The sequence below is a fragment of the Bacteroides helcogenes P 36-108 genome, assembly GCF_000186225.1.
GTDB classification, from domain to species: Bacteria; Bacteroidota; Bacteroidia; order Bacteroidales; family Bacteroidaceae; genus Bacteroides; species Bacteroides helcogenes.
In genome coordinates this window covers 3,935,882-3,957,495 of record NC_014933.1, presented here as the reverse complement: position 1 = coordinate 3,957,495, position 21,614 = coordinate 3,935,882, and the positions used below count along the sequence as shown (strand labels likewise).

Below are 21,614 nucleotides of genomic sequence, written 5' to 3'. Positions count from 1 at the left end.
AACTATGGACAAGACATTATATACAATTATCGTTCATTCCGAGAACTTCGCCGGGTTGCTGAACCAAGTGACGGCTGTGTTTACCCGCAGGCAAATCAATATCGAGAGCCTGAACGTATCCGCATCCTCCATCAAGGGTGTACACAAATACACCATTACCGCATGGACGGACAAGGATACCATTGAGAAGGTGACGAAGCAGATTTCCAAGAAGATAGATGTGCTGCAAGCCCACTACTTCACGGACGATGAGATTTACCAGCACGAGATTGCGCTTTACAAGATAACCACTCCCACGCTGGAGGAAAAGCCGGAAGTATCTAAGGTAATCCGCAAATACAACGCGCGCATCGTAGAGGTGAACGCCGTCTTCTCAATCGTGGAGAAGAATGGCTTGAGCGAGGAAATCAGCAGCCTTTATGAAGAGCTGAGCGCATTGGAGTGCGTGCTTCAGTTTGTCCGTTCGGGGCGGGTGGCAATTACCACCAGTTGCTTTGAGCGTGTCAATGAATACTTGGCGGACCGGGAGGCGAAATACAGTCAAAGCAAACAACAACAAGAACAATGAGTGAAGTGGATAATAAGATAGGTACATATCGGTTTGTGGCCGAGCCGTTCCATGTGGACTTTACCGGCAGACTGACATTAGGCGTATTAGGCAACCACCTGCTGAACTGTGCGGGCTTCCATGCCACGGAGCGCGGTTTCGGCATTGCCACCTTGAACGAGGACAACTATACGTGGGTGCTCTCCCGTCTGGCTATCGAGTTGGATGAGCTGCCGTACCAATACGAAGATTTCTCTATCCAGACTTGGGTGGAGAATGTGTACCGCCTCTTTACCGACCGTAACTTTGCCATTCTCAACAAAGACGGAAAGAAAATAGGCTATGCCCGTTCCGTATGGGCGATGATTAACCTCAACACCCGCAAGCCCGCCGACCTGTTAGCACTGCACGGTGGCAGCATCGTGGACTATGTGTGCAGCGAACCTTGCCCCATTGAGAAGCCCTCGCGCATCAAGGTGGCAGCTACGGAGGCGGAGGAGTCGCTGACAGCCAAGTACAGCGACATCGACATCAACGGACATGTCAACAGCATCCGCTACATCGAGCACATCCTCGACCTCTTTCCGATTGCGCTTTACAAGACCAGCCGCATCCGCCGTTTCGAGATGGCTTACGTGGCCGAGAGTTACTGCGGCGACAAACTGTCCTTCTACAAGGAAGATGCCGGTGCGGGCGTTTATAACATAGAGGTGAAGAAGAACGATGCCGAGGTGGTCTGCCGTTCAAAGGTGGTCTTTGTTCAAGCGACGGAGCAGTGGGAACGGACGGATGAAGGATTGAAAACGAATGAAATAAGAAACTTAAATATTAACGTTGGCGAAAGCCACAAATAAAAACTAAAACAAAAATGGCACAAATGAATTTTGGCGGTGTTATCGAGAATGTAATGACCCGCGAGGAGTTTCCCTTGGAAAAAGCACGTGAAATCTTGAAAGACGAGACAATCGCCGTAATCGGTTACGGTGTGCAAGGTCCCGGTCAGGCTTGCAACCTGCGCGATAACGGTTTCAACGTAATCGTAGGTCAGCGTCAGGGCAAGACGTATGAGAAAGCCGTTGCCGACGGTTGGGTTCCGGGCGAGACACTGTTCGGCATCGAAGAAGCTTGTCAGAAAGGTTCCATTATCATGTGTCTGCTTTCTGATGCAGCCGTGATGTCCGTATGGCCTACCATGAAACTCTATCTGACTCCGGGCAAAGCCCTGTACTTCTCTCACGGTTTCGCTATCACTTGGAGCGACCGCACGGGTTGCGTTCCTCCCAAGGACATCGACGTTATCATGGTGGCTCCCAAAGGTTCGGGTACTTCATTGCGTACCATGTTCCTCGAAGGCCGTGGCTTGAACTCTTCTTACGCTATCTATCAGGATGCTACGGGCAAGGCTATGGACAGAACTCTGGCACTGGGTATCGGTATCGGTTCGGGCTACTTGTTCGAGACTACCTTCCAGCGCGAGGCTACTTCCGACTTGACCGGAGAGCGTGGCTCATTGATGGGTGCTATCCAAGGTCTGCTGTCCGCACAGTACGAAGTGCTGCGTGAGAACGGTCATACTCCTTCTGAGGCATTCAATGAAACTGTTGAAGAACTGACTCAATCTTTGATGCCATTGTTTGCAAAGAATGGTATGGACTGGATGTATGCCAACTGTTCTACTACGGCCCAACGTGGTGCTTTGGACTGGATGACTCCGTTCCACGATGCTATCAAGCCGGTGGTACAGAAGCTGTATGCCAGCGTGAAGTGCGGCAACGAGGCTCAGATTTCCATTGACAGCAACTCCAAGCCCGACTATCGCGAGAAGCTGAACGAAGAGTTGAAAGCCATGCGCGAAAGCGAAATGTGGCAGACGGCTGTTACGGTTCGCAAGCTCCGCCCGGAGAACAACTAATCATCCAAGGGGGGGGGCACAGCCTCCCCTGACTGTTTGATAACACTTTGCCCGCTATCGGACTGATAATCTTTCAGCCGCAGATTTCTTATTTTCCCTATCTGTGTCATCAGCGTTATCTGCGGCAGGGCAATAGCAGATTTAAGTTCTCGGATAGCTTGGGGGCACAGCCCCTCTTCCGAATGCTTCTTTTCAGGCGCGGATTACGCGGAATAACGTGGATTAGGCAAACTAAATCCGTGGGATTCGCGTAATCCGCGCTTTCTTAAATATATCCTAAATGAAGTCGCTTCTATGCTTTTAACAGGCTCCTCTTGTTGTGCGGCGGCTATTTTATCCTTACTTTTGCAGCGGCTTTGCGAGGCGGAGCCATTTCACTAAACACTTATAGAGAATGAAGAAACAGACAAAAGCCATTCATACCCGGTTTCAGAGCCGGGACGCTTACAATTCGCTCAGTATGCCCGTCTATCATACGGCGGCCTACGAGTTTGACGATGCCGATGAAATGGCGGACGCTTTTTGCGGCAGGACGAATATGCCCGACTATTCGCGCGTGATGAACCCCACGGTGACTTTCTTTGAGAACAAGGTGAAGGCGTTGACCGGGGCGGCGGATGTCATAGCGCTGAGTTCGGGCATGGCGGCCATCAGCAATACGCTGCTCTGCGTGGCGGCGGCGGGAAAGAACATCGTCACCTCGCGCCACATGTTCGGCAATACCTACGCGCTGGTTTCGGGCACGCTGTCCCGCTTCGGGATAGAAGCGCGGCTGTGCGACCTCACCGATGTGGAGGCCGTGGCACGCCGGATAGACGGAAACACGTGCTGCGTCTATCTGGAGATTATCACCAATCCGCAGATGGAGGTGGCGGACTTGCAGGCATTGGTGCGGGTGGCGCACGAGAAGAATGTCCCACTGATAGCCGACACCACCGCCATTCCCTTCACCGAGTTCTGCTCGCACGACTTCGGGGTGGACGTGGAGGTGGTGTCCAGCACCAAGTATCTGTCGGGAGGGGCCACGTCCATTGGCGGACTGGTGGTGGACTACGGCACGTGCCCGGGCTTCGGCAAGCGGATGCGCACGGAAATGCTGCTCAACTTGGGCGCCTACATGACTCCGCACGTGGCCTATATGCAGACCATCGGACTGGAAACGCTCGATGCACGCTATCGCATACAGTCCGCCAACACCCTTGAACTGGCGCGGAAACTCTGCGGACTGGCTGCCGTGAAGCGCGTAAACTGTGTGGGGCTGGAAGATAATCCGTTTCATGCCTTGGCGCAGAAGCAGTTCGGCCCTACGGCGGGGGCGATGATTACCATCGACTTGGAGGATAAGGACGCTTGCTTCCGCTTCATCAATGGCTTGAAGCTGATACGCCGCGCCACCAACCTCTTTGACAGCAAGTCGCTTGCCATTCACCCGGCCAGCACCATTTTCGGCCCGTTCACGGACGAGCAGCGGCGCAGCATGGATGTGCTCGACACAACAATTCGTCTCTCTATCGGTTTAGAAGACGTGGACGATTTATTTGAAGATATAGAACAAGCATTAAAAAAGTAACAGCAATGGAAACATACGATTTTGACAAGATTATAGACCGGCGGGGCACGGGCGCTCTGAAGTTAGACGTGCTGCAAGAACGCTACGGGCGTGCCGACCTGCTGCCTCTGTGGGTGGCGGACATGGACTTTGAGACACCGGCGTTCATCACCGAAGCCCTGCGCCGCAGGCTGGAACATTCTCTGTACGGCTACACCAAGGACTCTGCCAACTACTGGCCCACGGTCATCAACTGGATAGCCTCGCACCACGGCTGGCAGGTGGAGCGTGAGTGGCTGACCTACATTCCGGGCATCGTGAAGGGCATCGGCATGGTCATCAACGTATTTGTGAAGCCGGACGAGAAGGTGATTATCCAGCCGCCCGTCTATCATCCGTTCCGCCTGACGCCGCAGGGCAACGGGCGCGAGGTGGTGTACAACCCGCTACGCGAGCACGCGGACGGCTCTTACAGCATGGATTTTGAGAACCTGGAAGCCGTGGCGGACGATAAGTGCCGTCTGCTCATCCTCTCCAACCCGCACAACCCGGCGGGCATCGTGTGGGACAAGGAGACGTTAGTGCGCCTTGCCGACTTCTGCCACCGCCGCCACATCCTCGTTATTTCCGACGAGATACATTGCGACATGGCGCTGTTTGGGCACAAGCACCTGCCGTTTGCCTCCGTCTCGCCGGAGGCCGCCGCTTGCAGCATCACCTTCGGAGCGCCGTCCAAGACGTTCAACATCGCCGGCATCGTCAGCTCCTACGCCATTGTGCCCAACCGGGACATCCGCGAGCGTTTCTACGGCTGGCTGGAGGCGAACGAGCTGAACGAAGCGCCGCTCTTTGCGCCCATCTCCACCATTGCCGCCTTCAGCGAGGGCGAGGCGTGGCGTAAACAAATGCTGCGCTACGTGGAGGGCAACGTGGATTTCGTGATAGATTTCTGCGCCCGCCACCTGCCGCAAATCAAGCCGCTGCGTCCGCAGGCCTCCTTCTTGGTGTGGCTGGACTGCCGCGGCCTGCACTTGTCGCACGACGAGTTGCAGCACCTCTTTGTGGAAGAGGCTCGCCTTGCGCTGAACGACGGCGAGATGTTCGGTCAAGGCGGCGAGGGTTTCATGCGCCTCAATGTGGGTTCGCCCCGGAGCGTGCTGCGGCAGGCTATGGAGCAGCTTGCCGAGGCGGTGCGCAGGACGGTGAAGCTTCATTAAGATATATTTCAGGCGCGGATTTCACGGAGAATATAAATGAAATTCCGTGAAATTCGCGTAATCCGCGCCTGAAAACATCCTCTCATTGGAAACGAAAGAGGGATGTGTCAGAATGCTTGTTTAAGCCCTGACATATCCCTCTTTCTTGTGTGTATTCCGTCAACGGAAGGCTGCCCGCTTCTGCCGCCACCGCTGCGGATTGCCTTTGCCGCGGGTGTTGTTGCTCCTCGGTGCGGGTGTTGTTGCTCCTCGGTGTGGGTGTTGTTGTTCCTCGGTGTGGGTGTTGTTGTTCCTCGGTGCGGGTGCTGTCGGGCAATCATTCCATCGGATTTTCCCCGTTGCTGTCCGCTTTGTTTTCTTCGAGCCGTTCCGCACGTTTCACCCCGCCCTGCTCCTTGATATATTCCATCAGTTTTTTGTAGAATGCATGCCGGTTCAGCGTGTCTGCCTCTCCCAGTATGACCAGCTTCATGCGTGCTCTGGTGATGGCCACGTTCATGCGGCGCAGGTCGTGGAGGAAGCCGATTTGCCCGTCCTCGTTGGCGCGTACCAGACTGATGAAGATCACGTCGCGTTCTTGTCCCTGAAAGCCGTCCACGGTATTCACCGTCAGCAGGCTGCGGTAGGGACGCAGGGCGGCGCTCGTCTTTATCTTGTTCCGCAAATGCTGAACTTGTGCCTTGTAAGGAGAAATCAGTCCGAAGTCTATTTGTTCCTCCAGAATCCGTTTTCCTCCGATGCGCAGGATATAAGCCTCCAACTCTTGCAGCAAAAGGTTGGCCTCTTCCTTGTTGATGCGTCCGAAGGTTTCTCCCACAAACTCCTCTTTGAAGTTCATTTCCGAGGTGTCAATCCAGCAAATGGGCGTGTCCCAGTCCAATATACCCCGGTGGCGTACTTCGGGTGCGGCTTTCAGCTCACCGTTATAGAACCATTCTGAAGAGAAGCGCATGATGTCCTCGTGCATCCGGTATTGCATCTTCAGCAGGGACACGGCGGTGGGTTTGGCGGCGGCTACGGTCTCCATGAGTGTGCGTTCCAGTCCTCCACGGGCGGCTTCGGGACACTTCACGGTGGGCGGCAGTTGGCAGTGGTCGCCTGCCAAGATTACGCGGTCTGCCTTGCGGATGGCTATCCAGCAGGCGGCTTCCAGGGCTTGGGCGGCTTCGTCGATGAAGAGTGTGCCGAAGCGGTGTCCGCTGAGCAGACGGTGGTTGCTGCCCACGAGGGTGGAGGCGATGACGTGGGCGCTGTCGAAGAGTTCGGCGTTGATTTGCAGTTCCAAGGCGGTGGCGCGGTCGCGCAGGCGGCTTATGCGGCTGCGCACGCCCTCGCGCTCGTCGTAGCTGCCACGGCGGGTCTTGCCTTGCAGTTGGCGTAGTTCCTGGCGGATGCTCCACAGCTCGGTGTAGAGAGAGTGGCTCTCGAAGCGGCGTTCGTAGGTGAAGGAGAGCATCTTATCGTTGACGCGGGTAGGATTGCCGATGCGCAGCACGTTGACTCCGCGGTCCACGAGCTTCTCCGAAATCCAGTCCACGGCGGTGTTGCTCTGGGCGCAGACCATGACCTGCGGTTCGCGGTGCAGCGTCTCATAGATGGCTTCTACGAGGGTGGTGGTCTTGCCCGTTCCCGGAGGGCCGTGTACGATGGCCACGTCGCGGGTGCACAGCACCTTGTTCACCGCCGACTCCTGCGTGGCGTTCAGCCATGGGAAGCGCACGGGGTAGAGCTCGCGGAATTTGGCTTTGGAGGTGTCTAACAGCGTGTCCCGCAGTTCGGCAAGGCGGTTTCCCTTGGCGCGAAGGGTGTCTTCCAGCGCCTCGAACATGGTGCGGTAGGAGGTTTCGTCGAAGTAAAGCTGCACGCCGAGGTTGTCCGCTGCCTGCACTTCCATGACTGCACCGGTTCCGGGCATCACGACCACCATACGCCCCTCATCGGCATAGCTGACGGTGGCGGTGAAGTTCATATAAGTAATCTTGCCGTCGGCAGACTGGCGGAAGAAGCAGACGGGACGGCCGAATTCGAAGCAGTGCTCTATATCGGTATCTTCCGTGTGGGTGACTTCTATTACCAATTGATTCAGAGAATTATAATAACTTCGTCCCGAAGAAGCAGGATACCAGCAAAGCCCCCGTTTGACTTTTCGGGCCACACCCATATTTTCCGTCTGCCGTCTGAATTCTTCTTTTTCAAACTCATATTCCATGCGCAATAAAAGCTGCTGCTGTTGAAGATGTATGGTAGGGCTGCTTGTATCTTGTTCTTTCATGTTGCAAAGGTAATCATTCCTCGCTTTTGAGGGAAGAAATGCTTTATTTTGTTAAACAAATTGCTCTTTTCTTTTGTTTATAATATTAATTTGTAATCTTTACAATAATGAAAAACTAAAAAATAAGTGGTTATGGTTTATGATTTAGCGATGCTTAAAGCTTTTTATGCAGATTATGCAAAAAAGATAGAATGTGTGCGGGCTGTATTAGGACATCCGCTGACGTTAGCAGAAAAGATTTTGTATGTCCATTTGTATAAGGAAGTAAAAAGATACAAGCGTGGAGAAGACTATGTGAATTTCCGCCCCGATCGTGTGGCTATGCAGGATGCCACAGCCCAGATGGCCTTGCTGCAATTTATGAATGCAGGGCGTGAACAGGTTGCGGTTCCTTCGACCGTGCATTGCGATCATTTGATACAGGCCTATAAAGGGGCTGAAGAAGATATTGCCACGGCTACGAATACGAACAAGGAAGTCTATGATTTTCTTCGTGATGTATCTTCCCGCTACGGTATCGGTTTTTGGCAGCCGGGTGCAGGCATCATCCATCAGGTGGTGCTGGAGAACTACGCTTTCCCCGGTGGAATGATGGTGGGTACTGATTCTCATACTCCTAATGCCGGTGGTTTGGGTATGATAGCCATCGGTGTGGGGGGAGCCGATGCGGTGGACGTAATGACGGGAATGGAATGGGAATTGAAGATGCCTCGTTTGATTGGAGTACATTTGACCGGCAAATTGAGTGGCTGGGCTGCTCCGAAAGATGTCATATTGAAGTTGGCAGGTATTCTGACCGTTAAAGGGGCGACTAATGCCATTATAGAATATTTTGGTCCGGGCACAGAGTGTCTGTCTGCCACAGGAAAGGCAACCATTTGCAACATGGGGGCAGAGGTGGGAGCAACTACTTCTTTGTTTCCTTATGACGAACGTATGGCGGCTTATCTGAAAGCTACCGGCAGGGAAGAAGTTGCTGCGATGGCCGATGCCGTGGCTGCTGATCTTCGTCCGGATGACAATGTCCTTGCAAATCCTGAAATGCATTACGACCGGATCATTGAGATTGATCTTTCGTTGTTGGAGCCCTATATTAATGGACCGTTCACGCCGGATGCCGCCACTCCGATTTCCGAATTTGCCGAAAAGGTGGTACTTAATGATTATCCCCGTAAAATGGAAGTGGGATTAATCGGTTCGTGTACTAATTCCTCTTATCAGGATTTGAGTCGTGCCGCTTCTTTGGCTCGTCAAGTGAAAATGAAAGGACTGAGTGTAGCAGGTACTTTGATTGTCAATCCCGGTTCGGAACAGATACGTTCAACGGCTGAACGTGACGGTATGATGGGTGCTTTTGAGGAAATAGGCGCTACCATCATGGCAAATGCCTGTGGTCCGTGTATCGGGCAGTGGAAGCGTTGCACGGATAGTACGGAGCGCAGGAATTCTATCGTGACTTCTTTCAACCGGAATTTTGCCAAGCGCGCGGACGGCAATCCCAACACCTATGCTTATGTGGCTTCACCGGAGCTGACGATGGCATTGACCATTGCCGGTGATCTTTGTTTCAATCCTTTGAAAGATACTTTGGTGAATGACCAAGGTAAAAGAGTGATGCTTTCGGAGCCTGTGGGTGAAGAATTGCCGTTAAAAGGTTTTTCCTCCGGACGCGAAGGCTATATTGCTCCCACCGGTGATAGGAATGACATTAGTGTCGATCCGAACTCGCGTCGTTTACAGCTATTGACTCCTTTTCCTGCATGGGACGGCGCAGATCTATTGGATATGCCTCTCTTGATTAAAGTACGGGGAAAGTGTACTACGGATCACATTTCAATGGCCGGTCCATGGCTCCGTTTCCGGGGGCATCTGGAGAATATTTCGGAAAATTTGTTGATGGGAGCTGTCAATGCCTTTAATGGAGAAACCAATAAGGTTTGGAATCGCCTCTCCAATACTTATGGAACAGTGTCCGGTACAGCCGGAGTTTATAAATCCGCCGGAATTCCTTCCATTGTTGTGGCGGAAGAAAACTACGGTGAAGGTTCCAGCCGCGAACATGCTGCTATGGAACCGCGCTTCCTGAATGTGAGAGTCATTCTGGCGAAGAGTTTTGCCCGCATCCATGAAACCAATCTGAAGAAGCAAGGCATGCTGGCCTTGACTTTCATGGATAAAGCCGATTACGACAGAATACGGGAGCATGATTTGCTGTCCGTCGTCGGACTGGATGATTTTGTTCCCGGACAGAACTTGAAAGTAGTTCTTCAGCATGAGGACGGTACAAAAGAGAGCTTCGAAGTACAACATACGTATAATGAACAGCAGATAATCTGGTTCCGTGCCGGCTCTGCACTTAATGCGCGATAGAATATGGAAAAAATTACTGTACCTTTTATTACTGGTGATGGAGTAGGAGCAGAAGTGACTCCATCCATGCGGGCTGTTGTGGATGCTGCCCTCAAGAAAGCTTGTGGCGATAAGCGTGGCATCGAATGGAAAGAAGTGCTGGCCGGAGAACGGGCTTTTAATGAGACAGGGTCCTGGCTGCCGGATGAGACAATGGAAGCTTTCCGTACTTATAAAGTCGGCATCAAAGGGCCGCTGATGACGCCGATCGGTGGTGGAATCCGTTCTTTGAATGTGGCGTTGAGGCAGGCGCTTGACCTTTATGTCTGCCTGCGTCCGGTGCGATGGTATAAAGGCATTGTCTCTCCGGTGAAGGAGCCACGGAAAGTAAATATGTGCATCTTCCGTGAAAACACGGAAGATATTTATGCCGGTATCGAGTGGGAGGCCGGTACGCCGGAAGCTGATAAGTTTTACCGTTTTCTGCATGATGAAATGGGGGTGACAAAAGTCCGTTTTCCTGATACTTCTTCGTTCGGTGTCAAACCCGTTTCCAGAGAAGGAACGGAGCGTTTGGTGCGTGCGGCCTGTAAGTATGCACTTGAGCATGATTTGCCTTCAGTGACATTGGTGCACAAGGGAAACATAATGAAGTTCACCGAGGGAGGTTTCAAGAAATGGGGATACGAATTGGCGAAACGCGAGTTTGGCAAAGAACTGGCTGAAGGACGTTTGACCGTAAAAGACTGCATTGCCGATGCTTTTCTGCAAAACACATTACTCATTCCTGAAGAATATTCCGTGGTGGCCACTCTGAATCTGAACGGTGATTACATATCTGATCAATTGGCTGCCATGGTGGGGGGTATCGGCATTGCTCCCGGAGCCAATGTAAACTATAAGACGGGACATGCCATCTTTGAGGCTACTCATGGCACTGCCCCGGATATTGCAGGCAAGGACATCGTGAACCCTTGTTCCATTATTCTCTCTGCGGTGATGATGCTCGAACATTTGGGCTGGAATGAGCCCGCTGCTTTGATAGAACGGGCATTGGAACAGAGCTTTACGGAAGCCCGTGCCACTGCTGACCTGGCCCGCTTTATGCCGGGCGGCGTTTCTTTGTCCACTTCTGCATTTACGGAGGAGATTGTAGAACGAATTTTGGGGTGATTCCCGGTATTAAAACATATATATCATGAAAAAAGAGTATTTGATTTATAAGCTTTCCGAAGATTTGAAAGAAGCTGCCCGGATTGAGAATGAATTGTTTAAGAAATTTGATGTGAAGCGCGGTCTGCGTAATGAAGACGGAACAGGAGTACTGGTGGGGCTGACAAAAATCGGTAATGTGGTGGGGTATGAACGTATTCCGGGTGGTGGCCTGAAACCTATTCCCGGTAAGTTGTTTTATCGCGGCTATGATGTGGAGGATCTGGCTCGTGCCGTCATCAAGGAGAAGCGTTTCGGGTTTGAGGAGGTTGCCTATCTTTTGCTTTCGGGCCGATTGCCCGACAAGGAGGAACTTGCTTCTTTCCGTGAACTTATTAACGACAATATGCCGTTGGAACAAAAGACCAAGATGAACATCATTGAGCTCGAGGGGAATAACATTATGAATATCCTGGCTCGCAGTGTGCTCGAAATGTATCGTTTTGATCCTGCTGCCGATGATACCTCGCGTGACAACCTGATGCGTCAGAGCATTGACCTGATTTCCAAATTTCCCACTATCATAGCCTATGCCTACAACATGCTTCGTCATGCCACTCATGGGCGGTCGCTGCATATACGTCATCCGCGTGAAGATGTTTCCATTGCCGAAAATTTTCTCTATATGCTGAAAAAAGATTATACAGAATTGGATGCCCGTACTCTCGACCTCTTGCTGGTGTTACAGGCAGAGCACGGTGGTGGAAATAACTCTACTTTTACCGTACGTGTCACTTCCTCTACCGGAACGGATACTTATTCTGCTATTGCAGCAGGAATCGGCTCTTTGAAAGGCCCGCTTCACGGAGGCGCCAATATCCAGGTAGCCGACATGTTTCATCATCTGCAGGAAAATATCCGGGACTGGACCAATGTGGATGAGATAGATACCTACTTTACCCGGATGCTGAATAAGGAAGTCTATAACAAGTCCGGTCTGATATATGGTATCGGTCATGCTGTCTATACTATTTCCGATCCCCGTGCCATTCTTCTGAAGGAACTGGCCCGCGATCTGGCCCGCGAAAAAGGTAAGGAACGGGAGTTCGCCTTCCTCGAACTGCTGGAGGAGCGTGCTATTGATGTATTCGGGCGTGTGAAGAATAACGGAAAAACTGTTTCGAGCAATGTTGATTTCTATTCGGGCTTTGTTTACGAAATGATTGGATTGCCCCAGGAAATCTTCACCCCTCTGTTTGCCATGGCGCGTATTGTAGGTTGGTGTGCCCATCGCAACGAAGAACTGAACTTTGAAGGCAAACGCATCATTCGTCCGGCTTATAAGAATGTGTTGGAGGAGGCTCCTTATATACCGATTAAGCAGCGGTAATTACTAAGCTTTAAAGATACTGACATTTATTCTTTCCACCGTAGTAGAAAGAATAAATGTCAGTATCTTTAAAGCTTAGCCTTAGCAGTCGTTTTTATTAAGTTTCGCAGGCCTTCACTGTATTTGTCGTACTTTAAAGCTATGGAGCAAGAGTATCGCCGATACTTATTGTGGATAATGAGGTGCGTGCGAAAAAATATATCCGGCATGCATCAGATAGACAATTCTCTCAATACATTTACCAAATCTTTCTTGATGGGCTTGTCATTCTTGATAGCTTTGGTGAAAGGAACATAAACCACTTCATCGTGCTCAATGCCGATCATGACATTGCGCTGTCCTTCCATGATAGCATCGATTGCCGCTGCACCCAGGCGACTGGCAAGGATGCGGTCGTGTGCCGTGGGGCTTCCGCCGCGCTGCAGGTGTCCGAGGATGGTTACGCGCACGTCGTATCCCGGATACTCATTCTTCACGCGTTCTGCATAGTGCATGGCTCCGCCGGTCAGTTCACTTTCGGCCACTAACACGATACTGCTGTTTTTTGATTTTCGGAAACCATTCTTGATGAACTCTTCCAGTTGGTCCACTTCGGTACTGAATTCCGGTATGATGGCTGCCTCAGCACCGGATGCGATTGCACCGTTCAGGGCAAGGAAGCCGGCGTCACGCCCCATTACTTCAACGAAGAACAACCGTTCGTGCGAAGTTGCGGTATCACGGATCTTATCGACTGCATCCAGAATCGTATTCAAAGCAGTGTCATATCCGATGGTGGTGTCTGTTCCGTAAAGGTCATTGTCGATAGTTCCGGGCAATCCGATACAGGGAACGTCAAATTCCTGCGCAAAGATGCGTGCGCCCGTGAGAGAGCCGTCGCCGCCTATTATGACCAGAGCGTCAATGCCTTCCCTTTTCATGTTATCATAGGCAGTCTGGCGTCCTTCGGGAGTGGTAAATTCCTTGCAGCGTGCGGTCTTGAGAATTGTGCCCCCCAACTGTATGATATTACTTACATTCTGGCTTTTGAATTCTTTGATTTCGCCGGTCACTAAACCTTTGTAACCTCTGTATATGCCTTTTACTGAGAGTCCGTTGTAGATAGCTGCGCGTGTCACTGCACGTATGGCAGCATTCATTCCCGGAGCATCGCCTCCGGAGGTCAGGATACCGATACACTTAACCATTCCCATAACAATCCTTTTGTTTAGTATTAATAGTGGGGCAAAGATAGTAAAAAGCTGAGGGCTTGACTAATAAATTACGTTAATTTGCTGTTCCAGAAGTATTACATTTTATTTTAAAGTCTTGACTTTATGGTTTCGGATATTTCTTCCATCAGCCATTTGGGAGTGGAAGTGGCTCCACACACTCCTATGGAATTCATGCCGGCCAGCAGAGAGTTGTCTATCTCCTCGGCACTGTCTATCAGATGTGAGTTTGGGTTTACTTTCTTGCACTCACTGAACAGCATTTTTCCATTGGAACTTTTTTTACCGCTTACAAAGAATATCAGATCGTGCGAGGCGGCGAACCTGCGGATATTGGGAATACGATTGGCTACTTGCCGGCAGATGGTATCGTAATACTCAAAAGTAACTCCCGGTGATATATGCTTTTTTATGTATTCTACAATGTCTTGGAATTCGTCCAGTGATTTGGTGGTTTGAGAATAAAGACGGATGCTTCTGCTGAAATCCAGTTTTTTGGCCTCCTCCAGTTTCTCGATAACGATGGCTTCTCCGGCTGTTTGTCCCACAAGACCTAATACTTCTGCATGCCCGTTCTTGCCATATATGACGATCTGTTTTTCTCCTCCGTCTTCCTGTCCGTACTCTTGTTTGATTTTCTTTTGCAAACGGAGCACTACGGGGCAGGTGGCATCTATTATTTCTATGTTGTTCCGGCAGGCAATGGCGTATGTTTCCGGTGGCTCTCCATGCGCACGCAGCAATACTTTGGCGTTGTGCAGACGATTGAATTCATCATGATTGATGGTGATGAGTCCCATTTCTTTCAGACGCTCCACTTCACGGCTGTTGTGTACGATGTCTCCAAGGCAATACAACGTGCCTCCGTTTGTCAATTCTTCTTCTGCTTTATTGATTGCGGTGACTACTCCAAAGCAGAAGCCTGAACCTTCGTCTATTTCTACTTTTACCATAGTTGATTTTATTTTCACTGCATCTGTTCCTATCTCGTGTCTGTGGTGATGGAGTATGTTGAGGAACAGATGTATAATTGGTAAGGATTTAACCTCTATTTATTCTGGACAATCCGTTCAAATTGTTCTGCCAGCCATTTCTTCTGTTGGGCAATGGTTAAATGGCTGTTGTCCAATAGCAGCGCATCATCAGCTTTGCGCAGTGGGCTTACTTCCCGGTTTTGATCAATATGGTCCCGTTGCTTCACATTTTCCAGTATTTCATCAAATCCTACCTCTTGTCCTTTGGCTTTCAGTTCATCATGTCGGCGCTGGGCGCGTATCTCAGGAGTGGCGGTAACAAATATTTTTAGTTCAGCATCCGGAAAAACAGTCGTACCTATGTCTCGGCCGTCCATTACAATGCCTTTGGCTTTTCCCATTTCTTGCTGTTGCGCTACCATGGCTTCGCGCACAAAATCCAAGGTAGCGATGGGGCTTACGCGGGAAGACACCTCCATGGTGCGGATTTTGTTTTCTACATTCACCCCGTTCAGATAGGTCTCAGGACATCCGGTTGCCGAATTTAGCCGGAAAGAAATATGAATGTCTTTGATATGCTTTTTAAGCTTCTCCGTGTCTATCCGGTTCCCTCGGAAAATCCCGTTTTCGATGCTATATAAAGTAACTGCACGATACATTGCGCCGCTATCTATGTAGATATAGCCTATTTCACGGGCAAGGTCTTTCGCCATTGTACTTTTTCCACAAGAGGAAAAGCCATCAATTGCTATTGTTATTTTCTTCATTGGAATGATATTTATATATTATAAGGTGTACTGCAAACTAAAAAAGAATGCGAAGAGACTATTTTCAATGTTTCATTTAAAATTCTTGCCAAAGATACTGCATTTTTAAAATATCTCGTTACTTTTGTACCATAAAAGCATGTGAGCACTTTCTAAGGATTAAAAAAATAAAAATACCAAGCCTATTGCGTAAAAAAGAACGGTCAAGCATGGGCAATCATCGAAAAAGTGCTATATTTGCCACAAGTGAGAGACACTATAATTATATTATAAATTTATGGAAATTAAAAAATCACCCAAAGCAGACTTGGAGAACAAGAAATCTACATGGATGCTGATCGGTTATGTAATTGTGCTCGCTTTCATGTTCGTAGCGTTTGAATGGACTAAACGTGACGTAAAGATTGACATGAGCCAAGCTGTAGCCGATGTCGTATTTGAGGAGGAAATCATTCCTATCACAGAACAGCCGGAGCAAGTAACTCCTCCACCTCCTGACGCTCCTTCGATTCCTGAAACGTTGACCATTGTGGATGATGATGCCAATGTCGAAGAAACTACTATCGCTTCTACTGAAGATACAGGACAGAAAGTCGATATAAAGTATGTTCCCGTCAAGGTGGAAGAAGAAGAGCCTGAAGAACAAACTATTTTTGAAGTAGTAGAGGAAAGTCCGGAATTTACCAATGGTGGTATGGCCGGTTTGATGAAGTATCTGTCCAATAACATTAAGTATCCTACTATTGCACAAGAAAATGGGGTGTCAGGTCGTGTAACTGTGCAGTTCGTGGTTAACAAAGACGGTAGTATTGTAGATGCTAAAGTTCTAAGAGGCGTTGACCCGTATCTGGATAAAGAGGCACTTCGTGTGATAAATTCCATGCCTAAATGGAAACCGGGCAAGCAACGTGGTAAACCCGTACGTTGTAGATTTACGGTACCTGTAATGTTTAGGTTGCAGTGATGAAATAATAAAACAGGAGAGAGGCTGCCGGAAAAGCAGCCTCTTTTTATTCCCGGTTATTCCAAAATTTAATGTTATGTTTACAGCTTCTGAAATTTTAAAAAAAATAAATTCTCATATAGCAGATCTGAAATTTACTCGTACTCCCCAAGGTTTGTATGCTCCGGTAAGCTATGTGTTGTCAATGGGCGGTAAGAGAATACGTCCGGTATTGATGTTGATGTCTTATAATCTGTATAAAGAAGACATAGTTCGGGCTTACGGGCCGGCAATCGGTATTGAGGTATATCATAACTATACTCTTTTACATGATGATTTGATGGATTGTGCAGATCGCCGCCGTGGAAAAAAAACAGTGCATAAAGTTTGGAATGATAATACGGCAATTTTATCGGGAGACGCCATGCTGGTGTTGGCTTATCAATATATGGCGCAATGTCCTGCCGGTTATTTGAAGGAAGTAATGGATTTATTCAGCCTGACAGCTCTGGAGATATGTGAAGGACAACAGATGGATATGGAATTTGAACTTCGGAAAGATGTAAAAGAAGGGGAGTATTTGGAAATGATTCGTTTAAAAACATCTGTTTTGTTGGCCGCCAGTCTGAAGATAGGCGCTCTTTTAGGGGGCGCTTCTGCTGAAGATGCCGAACATTTATATAATTTCGGTATGAACCTGGGGATTGCTTTCCAATTGAAAGATGATTTGCTGGATGTATATGGGGATGCCGCTATCTTTGGAAAAAATATAGGAGGAGATATTCTCTGCAATAAGAAAACCTATATGTTGATAAAAGCTTTTGAACATGCAGATGACAGGCAATTGCAGCAGTTGAAAGTATGGGTGGACGCCGGATCATTTGAACCGGCGGAGAAGATTGCAGCCGTAACAGATTTGTATAATCAGATCGGAATAAAAGAAATTTGCGAGAAAAAGATGGCGGAATATAGTGAACGCGCAATGGAGAATCTTGTCGCTGTAAAAGTTGCTGATGAAAAGAAGAAAGAGCTGGAGATTCTGATGGGAAATCTGATGAATAGAGAAGTGTGACTTTTTTATCTTGACAGGATATGCCATATAGAAGATTGCCAAATACTGATCAAGCGAGAATACGAGCATTAAAAGCAGTGGTCGTAAAGGCGGATATATGTAATGTTTATGATTTAGCAGTTTCTTTGAAGACCTTGACTGATGCCCGTAATTTTTTAATGAAGTTTGAGGCAGCACAGTTTTATTATGCCGACTGCTTTGACAGGCAGTCAAAAGCAGGACGTAAGCATCAGGCTAATGTGAAAACAGCCAGATTGTATATTTCTCATTTTATTCAAGTGTTTAATTTAGCTGTCATACGCTCTGAAATACGCCTTTCACATAAAGAGTATTATGGTTTGGAAACAAGGAATAATAATGTACCAGATTTGGCAACCGAAGCTGCATTGGCAGAATGGGGGCGTAAAATTATTGACGGTGAGAATAAACGTATTTCTCAAGGGGGTATTCCTATTTACAATCCTACCATTGCCAAAGTAAGGGTTCATTATGACATCTTCATGGACAGTTATGAGAAACAAAAAAACTATCAGTTGCTGACAGCTCGTAGCCTGGAGGTTCTATCTTCTATGCGTGCTGATGCCGATGAACTTATTCTGGATATTTGGAATCAGGTTGAAGAAAGGTTCGAATCTGTAACTCCGAATGAGAAACGCTTGAATTTATGCCGTGATTATGGCATTATATACTACTATCGTACCAATGAAAAAAGTAAAGACTGAATTGAAGAATGAGGTTGATTGATTCGCATTCCCATCTTTTTTTGGAGGAATTCGCAGAGGATCTGCCGCAAGTGATGGAGCGTGCAAAAGAGGCTGGTGTCACCCATATTTTTATGCCAAATATTGACAGTTCTACCATTGAACCGATGCTTCGGGTTTGTGCCGCTTATAGGGGATATTGCTTTCCGATGATAGGATTACACCCGACTTCCGTCAATGGAGACTATGAAAAAGAACTGGAAATTATAGCCCATGAACTGTCTTCTGTCAATGAATATGTGGCGATTGGTGAAATCGGCATGGACTTGTATTGGGATAAAACTTTTCTGAGAGAACAAGAGGTGGCATTGGATAGACAGATTAAATGGGCATTGAAGTATGATTTGCCGGTGGTTATTCATTGTCGCGAAGCATTTGATAATATATATAAGGTATTGGAACCTTATAAATATTCTTCTTTGAAAGGTGTTTTTCACAGTTTTGTCGGCACAAGGGAGGAAGCTGCCCGCATTATGGAGTTTTCCAATTTCCTTATCGGGATTAATGGGGTGGTCACTTTTAAGAAGTCTGCCTTGCCGGAAGTTTTGAAAAATGTACCTTTGGAACGGATTGTTTTGGAAACGGATTCTCCTTATCTGACTCCGGTCCCCAATCGAGGCAAAAGAAATGAAAGCGCTTATGTGAAAGATACCTTGATTAAAGTATCTGAAGTGTATTGTGAATCTCCTGAAAAGGTGGCACAGGTAACTTCTGAAAACGCATTAAAAGTGTTTGGAATGCTCAAATAACGTCTTGAAGATTTTAAAGTTTATTAATTTTGAGATTTTATTCGAGATAAAACGGAATGAATGTAATAGAAGAACAAAAAAAAGAATACATTTGTAGCTGAAAACGCTTGTGGTTCGCATTTTTTTCGTAATTTGCACCCGTTTTCAAAGAAGGCGTCAATTGGAGAGATGCTCGAGTGGTTGAAGAGGCACGCCTGGAAAGCGTGTATGCTCCTAAAGGGCATCCGGGGTTCGAATCCCCGTCTCTCCGCAGTATAGATGGAATGAAAGAAGAAAAATAACAAATAAATACAATAAGTAATTTAATTAATTAATCTTAAAAATTAGACACACAATGAAAAAGTTATTTGCAATTGTTGCTGTAATGGGAGTCTTAACATTTGGCTCAACTCAACTTGCTCAGGCTCAAGATGCTCCTGCTGCTGAACAAACAGAACAAGCTGCTCCAGCAGCAGAGGCGGCTCCTGCTGATGAAGCTGCTGCTCCTGCGACTGTAGAAGCTGCAGAAGGTGGCCTTCACAAAGAAATCAAGACGAAGTTTATTGAGGGTACTGCATCCTTCATGAGTTTGGTAGCTATCGCATTGGTTATCGGTCTTGCATTTTGTATTGAACGTATCATTTATTTGAGCTTGGCAGAAATTAACACCAAGAAATTTATGGCTGCTATTGAAGCTGCTTTGGAAAAAGGTGACGTTGAAGCTGCTAAAGACATCGCACGTAACACAAGAGGTCCTATTGCTTCTATCTATTATCAAGGTTTGATGAGAATAGATCAAGGTATTGATGTAGTAGAAAAATCAGTAGTATCTTATGGTGGTGTACAAGCCGGTTATTTGGAAAAGGGCTGCTCTTGGATTACATTGTTTATCGCAATGGCTCCGTCTTTGGGATTCTTGGGAACTGTAATCGGTATGGTTCAGGCATTTGATAAAATTCAGCAGGTAGGTGATATCTCTCCGACGGTTGTAGCAGGTGGTATGAAAGTTGCCTTGATTACTACTATCTTCGGTTTGATCGTTGCCTTGATTCTGCAGGTATTCTATAACTACATCCTTTCTAAGATTGAAGCTTTGACCAGCGAAATGGAAGATTCTTCTATCTCACTGTTGGATATGGTTATCAAATATGATTTGAAATACAAAAAATAATTAAGATGGCTAAGTTATCATATAAAGTATCATACTATGTACTGTACGCAATGTTGGCTGCCATCTTGGTAGTATTGGGCTTGTTCTACTTCGGTGGAGATGCTCAGGGCGATGCGGTACTGATGAGTGTTGACGCAGAAATGTGGCAACCTGCTCAGACAGATGCATTGATCTATTTGATGTATGGTCTGTTTGTTGTAGCTATTATTGCTACTGTGGTTGGAGTAGTATTCCAGTTTGGAGCTGCGCTGAAAGATAATCCGGGAGCCGCATTGAAATCTCTGATCGGTTTGCTTATATTAGTTGCAGTCGTTGTTGTTTCATGGGTTATGGGTAGCGATGAACCGCTTAAAATACCGGGATATAGCGGAACTGATAATGTTCCTTTTTGGTTGAAACTTACTGATATGTGGCTTTTCTCTATCTACATACTGTTTGGTGCAACTGTACTTGCAATTATCTTTAGTAGTATTAAGAAGAAATTATCATAACCAATTGGGGTGACTCAATTAAAAGAGTAATTACAATGGCAAAAGGAAAAAGAAAAGTTCCTGATATTAACTCAAGTTCAACTGCGGACATTGCATTTTTGTTGCTGATCTTCTTCTTGATTACAACATCTATGGATACCGACCGTGGCTTGGCAAGACAATTGCCACCGCCACCGGAAAAGGATCAAAAGATAGATGATGTGAAGCTGAAGGAACGCAATGTGCTGACTGTCTTCTTGAATATGAACGACCAGTTAATGTGTGGAAATGACTATATCAGCGTTGATCAATTGCGTGCAAAAACAAAGGAGTTTATAGCTAATCCGTATAATGAAGAATCTAAACCGGAAAAGTATTCGAAGAATATTGATTTTTTTGGCAATATGATGGTTACGGAAAAGCATGTAGTATCTCTGCGTTGTGACCGTGGTTCTTCATATAAAGCATATCTTGCTGTCCAGAATGAACTTGTTGCAGCTTATAATGAGTTGCGTAATGAATTGGCTCAGGAAAAGTGGCAGAAGAATTATGCTGATTTGAACGAAGATCAACAGAAGGCAATTCGTGAAATTTATCCTCAGAAGATTTCTGAGGCAGAACCTAAAAAGTACGGAGAAAAGAAGTAATGGGAAAATTTAATAAGACTGGCAAACGTGAAATGCCGGCGTTGAACACTTCTTCTCTGCCTGACCTTATCTTCACCTTGTTGTTCTTTTTCATGATTGTAACAACTATGCGTGAGGTAACATTGAGGGTTGAGTTTAAGGTTCCGCAAGCTACTGAGTTGGAAAAGCTTGAAAAGAAGTCTTTGGTTACATTTATTTACGTAGGAAAACCTACTGCTGAGTTTCGTAAGAAATTAGGTGATGAAAGCCGTATTCAGTTGAATGACAGTTATGCTGAAGTTGCTGAGGTTCAGGATCATATTATTGGTGAACGTGCCAGTATGAAAGAAGAAGATCAGCCGCTGATGACTGTGTCTTTGAAAGTTGACCAAGATACGAAAATGGGTATTGTAACAGATATCAAAGAAGCTCTTCGTAAGGCTTATGCATTGAAAATTAACTACTCTGCGCAACCGCGTCAGTAAAGGTTAGTAAATATAAAT

General features: G+C 47.5%; 20 protein-coding genes and 1 tRNA gene. 17 read left to right on the top strand and 4 right to left on the bottom strand.

Annotated features, from left to right (window positions below; genetic code table 11):
* The first annotated feature begins 4 nt into the window (after positions 1-4).
* The 5 genes from ilvN to BACHE_RS16385 all read left to right on the top strand — a co-directional run bounded on the left by ilvN (position 5) and on the right by BACHE_RS16385 (position 5,225).
* Positions 5-568 (top strand): acetolactate synthase small subunit, encoded by a 564-nt coding sequence (gene ilvN / locus BACHE_RS16405; RefSeq protein ID WP_013548831.1) that lies wholly within the window; start codon positions 5-7, stop codon positions 566-568.
* Positions 565-1,401, top strand: a complete 837-nt coding sequence (locus BACHE_RS16400) for an acyl-[acyl-carrier-protein] thioesterase (protein WP_013548830.1) — start codon at positions 565-567, stop codon at positions 1,399-1,401. Before ilvN ends, BACHE_RS16400 begins: the two co-directional genes overlap by 4 nt.
* Positions 1,402-1,415: 14 nt before the next feature.
* A complete protein-coding gene (gene ilvC / locus BACHE_RS16395; protein ID WP_013548829.1) occupies positions 1,416-2,459 on the top strand; it encodes a ketol-acid reductoisomerase in 1,044 nt (347 codons plus the stop codon).
* A 394-nt stretch (positions 2,460-2,853) separates the two neighbouring features.
* Positions 2,854-4,029, top strand: a complete 1,176-nt coding sequence (locus BACHE_RS16390) for a PLP-dependent transferase (protein WP_013548828.1) — start codon at positions 2,854-2,856, stop codon at positions 4,027-4,029.
* Positions 4,030-4,034: 5 nt separating this feature from the next.
* Entirely contained in the window at positions 4,035-5,225 is a 1,191-nt protein-coding gene (locus BACHE_RS16385; protein WP_013548827.1) for a MalY/PatB family protein, read from the top strand.
* Between the two features lie 316 nt (positions 5,226-5,541).
* Here BACHE_RS16385 and BACHE_RS16375 read toward each other — a convergent pair whose 3' ends face one another.
* Positions 5,542-7,497, bottom strand: a complete 1,956-nt coding sequence (locus BACHE_RS16375; RefSeq protein ID WP_013548826.1) for an AAA domain-containing protein — start codon at positions 7,495-7,497, stop codon at positions 5,542-5,544.
* Positions 7,498-7,629: 132 nt separating this feature from the next.
* Between BACHE_RS16375 and BACHE_RS16370 the strand changes: the two genes are divergently transcribed.
* From BACHE_RS16370 to BACHE_RS16360, 3 genes are read left to right on the top strand one after another with little or no spacing between them, the layout of a single operon-like run.
* The gene (locus BACHE_RS16370) at positions 7,630-9,867 is read left to right on the top strand and encodes an aconitate hydratase (RefSeq protein WP_013548825.1); all 2,238 of its coding nucleotides are present in this window, start codon (positions 7,630-7,632) and stop codon (positions 9,865-9,867) included.
* A 3-nt stretch (positions 9,868-9,870) separates the two neighbouring features.
* Complete coding sequence (icd, locus tag BACHE_RS16365) at positions 9,871-11,019, top strand: NADP-dependent isocitrate dehydrogenase (protein WP_013548824.1); 1,149 nt, start codon at positions 9,871-9,873, stop codon at positions 11,017-11,019.
* Between the two features lie 25 nt (positions 11,020-11,044).
* Positions 11,045-12,388 (top strand): citrate/2-methylcitrate synthase, encoded by a 1,344-nt coding sequence (locus BACHE_RS16360; RefSeq protein ID WP_013548823.1) that lies wholly within the window; start codon positions 11,045-11,047, stop codon positions 12,386-12,388.
* 212 nt (positions 12,389-12,600) lie between these two features.
* Here the strand turns inward: BACHE_RS16360 and pfkA are convergent, their stop codons facing one another.
* The 3 genes from pfkA to cmk all read right to left on the bottom strand — a co-directional run bounded on the left by pfkA (position 12,601) and on the right by cmk (position 15,340).
* Positions 12,601-13,581, bottom strand: a complete 981-nt coding sequence (gene pfkA, locus BACHE_RS16355) for a 6-phosphofructokinase (protein ID WP_013548822.1) — start codon at positions 13,579-13,581, stop codon at positions 12,601-12,603.
* A gap of 107 nt (positions 13,582-13,688) precedes the next feature.
* Positions 13,689-14,552 (bottom strand): 4-hydroxy-3-methylbut-2-enyl diphosphate reductase, encoded by an 864-nt coding sequence (locus BACHE_RS16350; protein WP_013548821.1) that lies wholly within the window; start codon positions 14,550-14,552, stop codon positions 13,689-13,691.
* Positions 14,553-14,647: 95 nt separating this feature from the next.
* A complete protein-coding gene (gene cmk / locus BACHE_RS16345) occupies positions 14,648-15,340 on the bottom strand; it encodes a (d)CMP kinase (protein ID WP_013548820.1) in 693 nt (230 codons plus the stop codon).
* Positions 15,341-15,617: 277 nt separating this feature from the next.
* Between cmk and BACHE_RS16340 the strand changes: the two genes are divergently transcribed.
* The 9 genes from BACHE_RS16340 to BACHE_RS16300 all read left to right on the top strand — a co-directional run bounded on the left by BACHE_RS16340 (position 15,618) and on the right by BACHE_RS16300 (position 21,596).
* Positions 15,618-16,304: an energy transducer TonB gene (locus BACHE_RS16340; protein WP_013548819.1), complete on the top strand. Its 687-nt coding sequence runs from the start codon at positions 15,618-15,620 to the stop codon at positions 16,302-16,304.
* A 76-nt stretch (positions 16,305-16,380) separates the two neighbouring features.
* Entirely contained in the window at positions 16,381-17,355 is a 975-nt protein-coding gene (locus BACHE_RS16335) for a polyprenyl synthetase family protein (RefSeq protein WP_013548818.1), read from the top strand.
* 20 nt (positions 17,356-17,375) lie between these two features.
* Entirely contained in the window at positions 17,376-18,077 is a 702-nt protein-coding gene (locus BACHE_RS16330) for a hypothetical protein (protein WP_013548817.1), read from the top strand.
* An 8-nt stretch (positions 18,078-18,085) separates the two neighbouring features.
* The gene (locus tag BACHE_RS16325) at positions 18,086-18,865 is read left to right on the top strand and encodes a TatD family hydrolase (RefSeq protein WP_013548816.1); all 780 of its coding nucleotides are present in this window, start codon (positions 18,086-18,088) and stop codon (positions 18,863-18,865) included.
* Between the two features lie 162 nt (positions 18,866-19,027).
* Positions 19,028-19,115, top strand: a tRNA-Ser gene (locus BACHE_RS16320).
* Between the two features lie 84 nt (positions 19,116-19,199).
* The gene (locus BACHE_RS16315) at positions 19,200-20,015 is read left to right on the top strand and encodes a MotA/TolQ/ExbB proton channel family protein (RefSeq protein ID WP_013548815.1); all 816 of its coding nucleotides are present in this window, start codon (positions 19,200-19,202) and stop codon (positions 20,013-20,015) included.
* A 5-nt stretch (positions 20,016-20,020) separates the two neighbouring features.
* Positions 20,021-20,506, top strand: a complete 486-nt coding sequence (locus BACHE_RS16310) for a hypothetical protein (RefSeq protein WP_013548814.1) — start codon at positions 20,021-20,023, stop codon at positions 20,504-20,506.
* Positions 20,507-20,541: 35 nt separating this feature from the next.
* Complete coding sequence (locus BACHE_RS16305) at positions 20,542-21,132, top strand: ExbD/TolR family protein (protein WP_013548813.1); 591 nt, start codon at positions 20,542-20,544, stop codon at positions 21,130-21,132.
* Positions 21,132-21,596: an ExbD/TolR family protein gene (locus tag BACHE_RS16300; RefSeq protein WP_013548812.1), complete on the top strand. Its 465-nt coding sequence runs from the start codon at positions 21,132-21,134 to the stop codon at positions 21,594-21,596. The genes BACHE_RS16305 and BACHE_RS16300 overlap by 1 nt, the downstream gene beginning before the upstream one ends.
* Positions 21,597-21,614: the final 18 nt, after the last annotated feature.

Coding starts and splice junctions, on each gene's coding strand:
- BACHE_RS16310 (WP_013548814.1), top strand. CDS start 20,021: ATGGCTAAGTTATCATATAAAGTATCATACTATGTACTGTACGCAATG.
- BACHE_RS16370 (WP_013548825.1), top strand. CDS start 7,630: ATGGTTTATGATTTAGCGATGCTTAAAGCTTTTTATGCAGATTATGCA.
- BACHE_RS16300 (WP_013548812.1), top strand. CDS start 21,132: ATGGGAAAATTTAATAAGACTGGCAAACGTGAAATGCCGGCGTTGAAC.
- BACHE_RS16305 (WP_013548813.1), top strand. CDS start 20,542: ATGGCAAAAGGAAAAAGAAAAGTTCCTGATATTAACTCAAGTTCAACT.
- BACHE_RS16325 (WP_013548816.1), top strand. CDS start 18,086: ATGAGGTTGATTGATTCGCATTCCCATCTTTTTTTGGAGGAATTCGCA.
- BACHE_RS16350 (WP_013548821.1), bottom strand. CDS start 14,552: ATGGTAAAAGTAGAAATAGACGAAGGTTCAGGCTTCTGCTTTGGAGTA.
- BACHE_RS16340 (WP_013548819.1), top strand. CDS start 15,618: ATGGAAATTAAAAAATCACCCAAAGCAGACTTGGAGAACAAGAAATCT.
- BACHE_RS16360 (WP_013548823.1), top strand. CDS start 11,045: ATGAAAAAAGAGTATTTGATTTATAAGCTTTCCGAAGATTTGAAAGAA.
- BACHE_RS16385 (WP_013548827.1), top strand. CDS start 4,035: ATGGAAACATACGATTTTGACAAGATTATAGACCGGCGGGGCACGGGC.
- ilvC (WP_013548829.1), top strand. CDS start 1,416: ATGGCACAAATGAATTTTGGCGGTGTTATCGAGAATGTAATGACCCGC.
- pfkA (WP_013548822.1), bottom strand. CDS start 13,581: ATGGGAATGGTTAAGTGTATCGGTATCCTGACCTCCGGAGGCGATGCT.
- icd (WP_013548824.1), top strand. CDS start 9,871: ATGGAAAAAATTACTGTACCTTTTATTACTGGTGATGGAGTAGGAGCA.
- BACHE_RS16390 (WP_013548828.1), top strand. CDS start 2,854: ATGAAGAAACAGACAAAAGCCATTCATACCCGGTTTCAGAGCCGGGAC.
- cmk (WP_013548820.1), bottom strand. CDS start 15,340: ATGAAGAAAATAACAATAGCAATTGATGGCTTTTCCTCTTGTGGAAAA.
- BACHE_RS16315 (WP_013548815.1), top strand. CDS start 19,200: ATGAAAAAGTTATTTGCAATTGTTGCTGTAATGGGAGTCTTAACATTT.
- BACHE_RS16375 (WP_013548826.1), bottom strand. CDS start 7,497: ATGAAAGAACAAGATACAAGCAGCCCTACCATACATCTTCAACAGCAG.
- ilvN (WP_013548831.1), top strand. CDS start 5: ATGGACAAGACATTATATACAATTATCGTTCATTCCGAGAACTTCGCC.
- BACHE_RS16330 (WP_013548817.1), top strand. CDS start 17,376: ATGCCATATAGAAGATTGCCAAATACTGATCAAGCGAGAATACGAGCA.
- BACHE_RS16400 (WP_013548830.1), top strand. CDS start 565: ATGAGTGAAGTGGATAATAAGATAGGTACATATCGGTTTGTGGCCGAG.
- BACHE_RS16335 (WP_013548818.1), top strand. CDS start 16,381: ATGTTTACAGCTTCTGAAATTTTAAAAAAAATAAATTCTCATATAGCA.